This is a genomic window from Sulfurimonas sp., assembly GCF_026991475.1.
Taxonomy (GTDB): domain Bacteria; phylum Campylobacterota; class Campylobacteria; order Campylobacterales; family Sulfurimonadaceae; genus Sulfurimonas.
Window position 1 is genome coordinate 1 of the sequence record NZ_JALXBK010000037.1, and the last position, 7,193, is coordinate 7,193.

Sequence of the window (7,193 nt, forward strand, 5' to 3'; positions counted from 1 at the left end):
ACATCTTCTGTGAGTTCTATGATGTCTAAGTTTTTACCATTAAATTCTACCTGTTTTCCAACACTTCTTGCACTTGCTAGTGGCACAAGTTTTGCCAAAGGAAAGTCAATCTCTTCTAACACTCTTAGTATCTCTTCACCAACTGCACCATTTGCACCAACAACTGCAACATTATATTTTTTCATCTATTATCTCCTATTTTCTAGTATCTAAAAAAAGTTCATCTTTTTGTATCTCTTGATTTTCGCTTAGTATTACTGAGCGTTCAACTACAGAGAGTAACTCTCTTATATTTCCTGGCCAATTATATGTAAGCAGTTCATCTCTTGCATCATCAGAAAAGGTTTTTATTTCAAAGCCGTATTTTACACAATTTTGTGCAACCATTGCGTTTGCAATTGGTAAAATTTCCTCTTTTCTCTCTCGAAGGGGAGGGATGTTGAGTGGAATTGTATTTAGCCTATAGTATAAATCTTCTCTAAACTCCCCATTTTCTATTTTTGTTTGTAAATTTGCATTTGTAGCAGAGATGACTCTTATGTCAATCTTAGTTGCTTTTGATGCACCTAAACGCCGTACTTCTTTCTCTTGCAAAGCACGAAGCAGTTTTGCTTGGACACCATAAGGCATCTCTGCAATTTCATCTAAAAAGAGAGTGCCACCATTAGCAAGCTCAAATTGTCCTGCTTTTGCCTCTTGTGCATCTGTAAATGCACCTTTTTCAAAACCAAAAAGCTCACTCTCTATAAGATTTTCAGGTATTGCTGCCATATTAATAGCAACAAAAGGCTTTTTCGCACGGAGTGAATTTTTATGGATATATGAAGCAAAAACCTCTTTTCCCACACCACTCTCACCAAGTAGAAGCACGCTTGCATCTGTTTTTGCTGCTTTACTTGCTATTGTGATAACTTTGTCCAAAGAGAGAGATGAAGCTAAAAAATCTTTTACACTTTTTTTGTTACTTTTAGAAGATTTCTTTTTGGCATTGAGAACCTTTGCCTCTCTCTCTATTGCGGCAACTAAAGTATCTACATCAAAGGGCTTGAGTAAAAAATCTTTTACCCCAAGGTGAATAGACTCTATAGCTCTGCTAAGTGTTGCGTTCCCAGTCATAATTATGATTTCATATCTGCCATTTAACTCTTTTACAAACTCTATGCCATCCATTTTAGGCATATTAATGTCTGTAATAACTAACTCGAAACTGTCATCTAATTTTTTCAATGCATCCACTGCATTTTTAAATGTGACTATCTCATACTCTTTATAATCGCTCATTGCAATTTCAAGAGATTTTCGCATATTAATATCATCTTCTACTATTGCAATTTTCAATTAAAGTCCTAGTTCTATGGCTGTTTTAGATGCGAAATTTTAACAAAATTATCATTAAAATCGACTTTGAAACATGTTGTTTTAAGAGTAATAATGGTAGTTGAATTGATTTGGTTATTTGTAGTGGTATCTTTGGAACGTATATCTAACCCTAGTTGATGAATATAGTCAATAAATTCCTGACGATGATGTGAAATTAATTTTACAAAATTATTTTGTTCATTTGCAGGTAAAATAAGCGTTTGAGCAGGTATACCTCTGCATTTTTTCATACTTTTAGATATATCTAAACTCTCGTTAAATAAAACATCATTTTTGACTATATATTTATAAGAGATAAGGTATTCACCTGCGTTTAAAGCAAATGAAGAGAGAATAATTATTGTGCAAAGTCTGAGTGTGAAAGAGTGATTTCCATCTCTACTTCGCATAAACCATCTTTAAAAGTTGTTTCAACAATATTTGCATTTCTTACCATTGCTTGAACGGATGTTCTTACAGTTGAGCGTTTTACCATCATATTTTTAATGAGGTCTTGTCCATCTACACTAACACCTTTTACTTTCTCTGCGATGAGTCTGTAAGCATCAGCTGTTGCCGCTCGTTTTGCAAGTGCATAGGCTTGAGCAGGTGAAGTAGTATTAACTGGTGCGACACCTTGACCAACTACACTAATAATAAGTGGTTCGTGAATACTTAGCACATCCTTTTTTTGCTTAGTCATCGGATGCTGCGTTTTTGCTGGGCACATCTTTGACTTTTTTTCATCTTTATATGTTACATTTATTGTAGTGTTGTTTGGTACAGCAATAGTTTCTGCTTTATTTACTGGTACTTCAGGTACAGCTTTCTTTTCTTGTGCAGCACACGCAGTCATATATAACAATGAGATCAATATCAAAGAGTACTTCATTTTTTATCCTTAGTGGAGTGAAAAACTCCAGTTTTATATCTTAATAGTGCTTTTGTAGCAATTACTATTCCAAACCTAAAGAGGGAGCTTCTGGAGTTACTTCTTCATCTTCCTCTTTTTTAGGACAACGTGAAATGCTTACAACTTCATCACCTTTTACTATGTAGACACCAGAAGTGTTTCTGCTTGATTTTGAAATAGTTTGCATATCTACTCGAATCATTTTTCCAGCTTTTGTAAGAGCCATCATATCCATGCCCTCATCAACCATCAAACAACCGACAATATACTTACCTGTTTTTGTTGTCATTTTCATAGCAATAACACCTGAACCAGCACGATTCGTAAGTCTATACTCTCCAGCATTAGTACGTTTACCTATACCTTTTTCTGCTACAACAAGTATCTCTTGCTCATCACTTGCTATGATGTTTGCATCTACGACTTCATCACCCTCATGTTTGAACTTAATACCTCTTACACCACGAGTGGAACGTCCTTGTTCTCGTGTTTTTTCTATTTCAAATTTAATACATTGTGCAAGTTTTGTAACGATAAAGAGATATTTTATATCTTGATTAGCAATTTTTGCAGTAATAAGTGCGTCATCATCATCAAGTACAATAGCTCTTACACCATTACTTCTAATGTTGTTAAATTCGCTTAAGTTTGTTCTTTTTACAATACCATTTTTGGTGAAGAAGACTAAAGATTTATCTTCACTAAAGTCAGTTGTAGGAATGATAGATTGAATCTGTTCATCTGCTACGAGATTTATAAGATTTACTACTGCTTTCCCTTTTGCTGTTCTGCTTCCTTCTGGAATTTTGTAAACTTTTAACCAGTGAAGTTGTCCTCGATCTGTTACAAAAAGAAGTGTGTCATGTGTGTTACAAGTAAAGAAATTTTCAATAAAATCATCTTCATAAGTGGTAACAGCAGTTTTTCCTTTACCACCACGTTTTTGTTTTTCATAATTTACAAGTGGTACACGCTTGATGTAACCTCTATGTGTAATTGTCACTACCATAGGTTCATTAGGAATCAGGTCTTCAATGTCAATATCGTCATAGTCATCTTCAATTTCAGTTCTTCTTTGTGTAGTATATGTAGATAGCACTTCATCAAACTCTTCACTGATAATACCATGTAAAACTGCTTCACTTTTTAAAATAGATTCTAAGTAGTTGATGAGTTTCATAAGCTCAGCAAGCTCATTTTCAATTTTTTCTATCTCAAGACCAGTTAAACGTCCAAGTCTCATAGCAACAATGCTTTGTGCTTGGATAGGGCTAAAGTCAAATTCGCTTACAAGATTTTCGCGTGCTGCTTCTTCATTCTCTGAAGCACGAATAACACGAATAACTTCATCAATAATATCAATCGCTTTTTTCAAACCTTCTAAAATGTGTGCACGAGCTTTTGCTTTTTCAAGATCAAAAATAGTACGACGAATGATGATAGTTTTACGGTGATTTATAAAATGTTTTAAAATATCTATGATTCCAAAGATTCTAGGTTCTTGATTTAATATAGATAGCATAATAATACCAAAGGTAGTTTGCATAGCCGTCTGTTTATAAAGATTGTTTAAAACTATTTCACTCATTGCATCGCGTTTAAGTTCAATAACGACACGCATACCATCACGGTCAGACTCATCACGAATAAGTGAGACACCATCTATCATTTTATCTTTTACAAGATTTGCAATATTTTCTATAAGGCGAGATTTATTGACTTGGTATGGAAGTTCATCAATAACAATAATCTCTTTTTTAGCACTCTGCTCAATATGTGTTTTGGCACGGACTTTTATACGTCCACGACCAGTTTCATATGCATCCATAATTCCTTTTTTACCAAAAATGATACCACCAGTTGGAAAGTCTGGTGCTTTGATATGCTCCATAATCTCAGGAAGTGTAATGTTTGGATTTGCAAGGAGTGCTTTGAGTCCATTCATAATCTCAGTAGGATTATGCGGTGGAATATTTGTAGCCATACCAACTGCAATTCCTGAAGAACCATTTATAAGGAGATTTGGAACGCGAGTTGGCATAACATCAGGCTCTTTTGTAGTTGCATCGTAGTTGTCTATCATATTTACTGTGTTTTTCTCTAAATCTTTGAGAAGTTCACCGGCATATTTTGTCATACGCGCTTCTGTATAACGCATAGCAGCCGCAGAATCACCATCAACTGAACCGAAGTTTCCTTGTCCGTCAACAAGCTCCATACGCATAGAAAAATCTTGAGCCATACGAACGAGTGCATCATAAACAGCAGTATCACCATGTGGATGGTACTGTCCAATTACATCACCGACGATACGAGCAGATTTTTTGTATTTTGCACCAAAAGAGAGGTTAAGTTTATCCATTGCATAGAGTATTCTTCTGTGTACAGGTTTTAGCCCGTCTCTTACATCAGGAAGTGCACGCCCAACAATAACACTCATTGAGTAGTCTAAATAAGAGTTTTGAAGCGTCTCTTCTATATTTATAGTTTGTATTTCACCATTATGTAACAAGTTGCCCATTAAAACACCTAAAAATTAAATTCTCCTATTCTACACTTTTATGGCTTAATAAAATGTTTAATAAAAAAAAAATTTTAGGTAAAGGAGATTGATTAAAAAATAGGCAGTAGTTTTAATCTTAAGTAGAAAATTTATTCTATACTTATAACTGAAAATTAACTCAAAAGGATTCTTATGAAGAAATGGTTAGTAGCCTTATTGCTGGCTTTACCATCTTTAGCAATGGCTAAAGACAAACTAGATACAGGAGATACAGCGTGGATGATGATGTCTACAGCATTAGTATTGCTTATGACACCTGCAGGTCTTGCTCTTTTTTACGCTGGTATGACTAGAAGTAAGAATGTACTTAATACTTATGCAATGGTTTTTGGAGCATTTGTTGTTGCGTTTGTTGTATGGATTGTTGCTGGTTATTCTATTGCGTTTGGTACAGCCTCATCATCTGCTGTTCAAAATATTATGGGTGGATTTAGTAATGTTTTCTTAGATGGTATTAAGTGGACTGATTTAAGTGGAACTTATCCTACTTATGTATTTGTTGCTTTTCAAGGTACTTTTGCTGCTATTACAGTTGCAATTGCATCTGGTTCAGTGATTGAGCGTATTAAGTTTTCTACATGGCTTGTGTTTGTAGCTATTTGGGGACTTGTTGTTTATGCTCCTATTGCACATATGGTATGGGGTGGAGGAATCCTCATGAAACTTGGTGCATTAGATTTCGCTGGTGGTACTGTTGTTCATATGAATGGTGGTTTGGCTGGACTTGTTCTAGCTATTTTAGTTGGTAAACGCGCTGGATATCCTAGATCTGCTATGAAGCCTGCTACTGTACTTTTAACTGCGCTTGGTGCAGCTCTATTATGGTTTGGTTGGTATGGATTTAATGCAGGGAGTGCATTTGGTGCGAACGCTATTGCTGGTCTTGCTCTTCTTACTACTACTGTTGCAACTGCAATCGCTGCAATTACATGGATGCTTGCTGAGTGGTTTGTTTATAAAAAACCTACACTTTTAGGTATCGCTACTGGTGCTGTTGCTGGTTTAGTTGCCATAACTCCTGCGGCTGGTTTTGTAAGTGTTGGTGGTGCATTCATTATTGGTATTGTTGGAACTCTATTTGCATTCTGGGGTGTTACAGTGCTTAAGAAAAAACTTGGATATGATGATTCTCTTGATGCATTTGGTGTTCACTTTTTAGCAGGTCTTTTTGGTGCCTTAGCAACTGGTCTTTTAGCAGTAAAAGATAGTGACTTACTATGGGATGGTCCGCTTAAAGAGTCTGGTGATAGAATGGGACAATTTATGGTTCAAGTTGAATCTGTAGTTGCAATTGGCCTCTTTACTCTTGTTGGTACTGTAGTTGTTTACTATATTGCGACTGCATTAACTGGTGGAAGCCGTGTTGATGAAGAGAGTGAAGCTATGGGACTTGATGAGTCTGTACATGGTGAAAGCTATATGAATCACTAATCTCTTTTTGGGATTAGTACTTGATTTTGTAACTAAATAGAGTTACAATCTGAAAATAATAAAATTTGGAGTAATCAAAATGAAAAGAGTAGAAGCTATTATTAAACCTTTTAAACTTGAAGATGTAAAAGATGCACTTGCTGAAATTGGTATTGATGGTATGACTGTAAGTGAAGTAAAAGGATATGGCCGTCAAAAAGGACACAGTGAACTTTATCGTGGTGCGGAGTATGTTGTAGATTTTTTACCAAAAATCAAAATGGAAATGATTGTTGCAGAAGATGTAGTAGACCAAGTAACTTCTACTATTGTTGAAGCTGCTAGAACTGGTAAAATTGGTGATGGTAAAATTTTCGTAAGTGATATTGAACAAATCATTAGAATTCGTACAGGTGAAACTGACGAAGAGGCTATATAGTTCTTAATTTCTTCTCTATTTACATAGCCTCAACGCTATGTAAATTTTCTCAAATATAGTTTCTTTTTTAACACTTCTGTAACATAAAATTTGTTACTATATCTACTATGACAAATCACTCAAAATCTCTTTTTTTTTCTTTGTTCATTCATCTTTTGCTCTTTGGAGGAATTATTCTCTTATATTCAGAGTATCTACCTAAAAAGATAGCATTTAAAGAGAAACGAATTTGTATAAATTTACAATCAATTAAAAAAGAGAGTACAAAGACAGTGCAGAAAAAAGTTTGTCAGCCTGTAAAAAAAGAGAAAAAAAGAGTGCATAAGAAAATAATTCATAAAAAGGTGCATAAAAAAGCTCCAAAAAGAGTGAAAAAGAAGAGAGAGATAAAGAAAAAAAAGATAGTACATGTTGCGGAGATTAAAAAGAAGCCAGAGATAAAGCCAGTAGTTCAAGAAGTGCAAAAAAAAGAAGAAGAAACACTGAACGCACAAACGCAGCCTTTACCT

7 protein-coding genes and 1 pseudogene are annotated in these 7,193 nt (G+C 34.9%); 3 read left to right on the plus strand and 5 right to left on the minus strand.

The window, feature by feature from the left end:
* From MV589_RS02585 to gyrA, 5 genes and pseudogenes are all read right to left on the minus strand, one after another.
* Positions 1-185: pseudogene (locus tag MV589_RS02585) on the minus strand (aspartate-semialdehyde dehydrogenase); the annotation flags it as partial.
* Positions 186-195: 10 nt separating this feature from the next.
* Positions 196-1,338 (minus strand): sigma-54-dependent transcriptional regulator, encoded by a 1,143-nt coding sequence (locus tag MV589_RS02590; RefSeq protein ID WP_297431752.1) that lies wholly within the window; start codon positions 1,336-1,338, stop codon positions 196-198.
* 14 nt (positions 1,339-1,352) lie between these two features.
* Positions 1,353-1,769, minus strand: a complete 417-nt coding sequence (locus MV589_RS02595) for a hypothetical protein (protein ID WP_297431754.1) — start codon at positions 1,767-1,769, stop codon at positions 1,353-1,355.
* Entirely contained in the window at positions 1,718-2,251 is a 534-nt protein-coding gene (locus MV589_RS02600; RefSeq protein WP_297431756.1) for an LPP20 family lipoprotein, read from the minus strand. Before MV589_RS02600 ends, MV589_RS02595 begins: the two co-directional genes overlap by 52 nt.
* A gap of 64 nt (positions 2,252-2,315) precedes the next feature.
* On the minus strand, positions 2,316-4,793 hold the full coding sequence (gene gyrA / locus MV589_RS02605) for a DNA gyrase subunit A (RefSeq protein WP_297431758.1): 2,478 nt from the start codon (positions 4,791-4,793) through the stop codon (positions 2,316-2,318).
* Between the two features lie 174 nt (positions 4,794-4,967).
* On the opposite strand from gyrA, the gene MV589_RS02610 reads away from it, so the two are divergent.
* The 3 genes from MV589_RS02610 to MV589_RS02620 form a co-directional block, all read left to right on the plus strand.
* Entirely contained in the window at positions 4,968-6,266 is a 1,299-nt protein-coding gene (locus tag MV589_RS02610; RefSeq protein ID WP_297431760.1) for an ammonium transporter, read from the plus strand.
* Between the two features lie 79 nt (positions 6,267-6,345).
* Complete coding sequence (locus MV589_RS02615; RefSeq protein WP_297431762.1) at positions 6,346-6,684, plus strand: P-II family nitrogen regulator; 339 nt, start codon at positions 6,346-6,348, stop codon at positions 6,682-6,684.
* A gap of 272 nt (positions 6,685-6,956) precedes the next feature.
* On the plus strand, positions 6,957-7,193 hold a 237-nt coding region (locus MV589_RS02620), incomplete at its 3' end, for a hypothetical protein (RefSeq protein ID WP_297431764.1).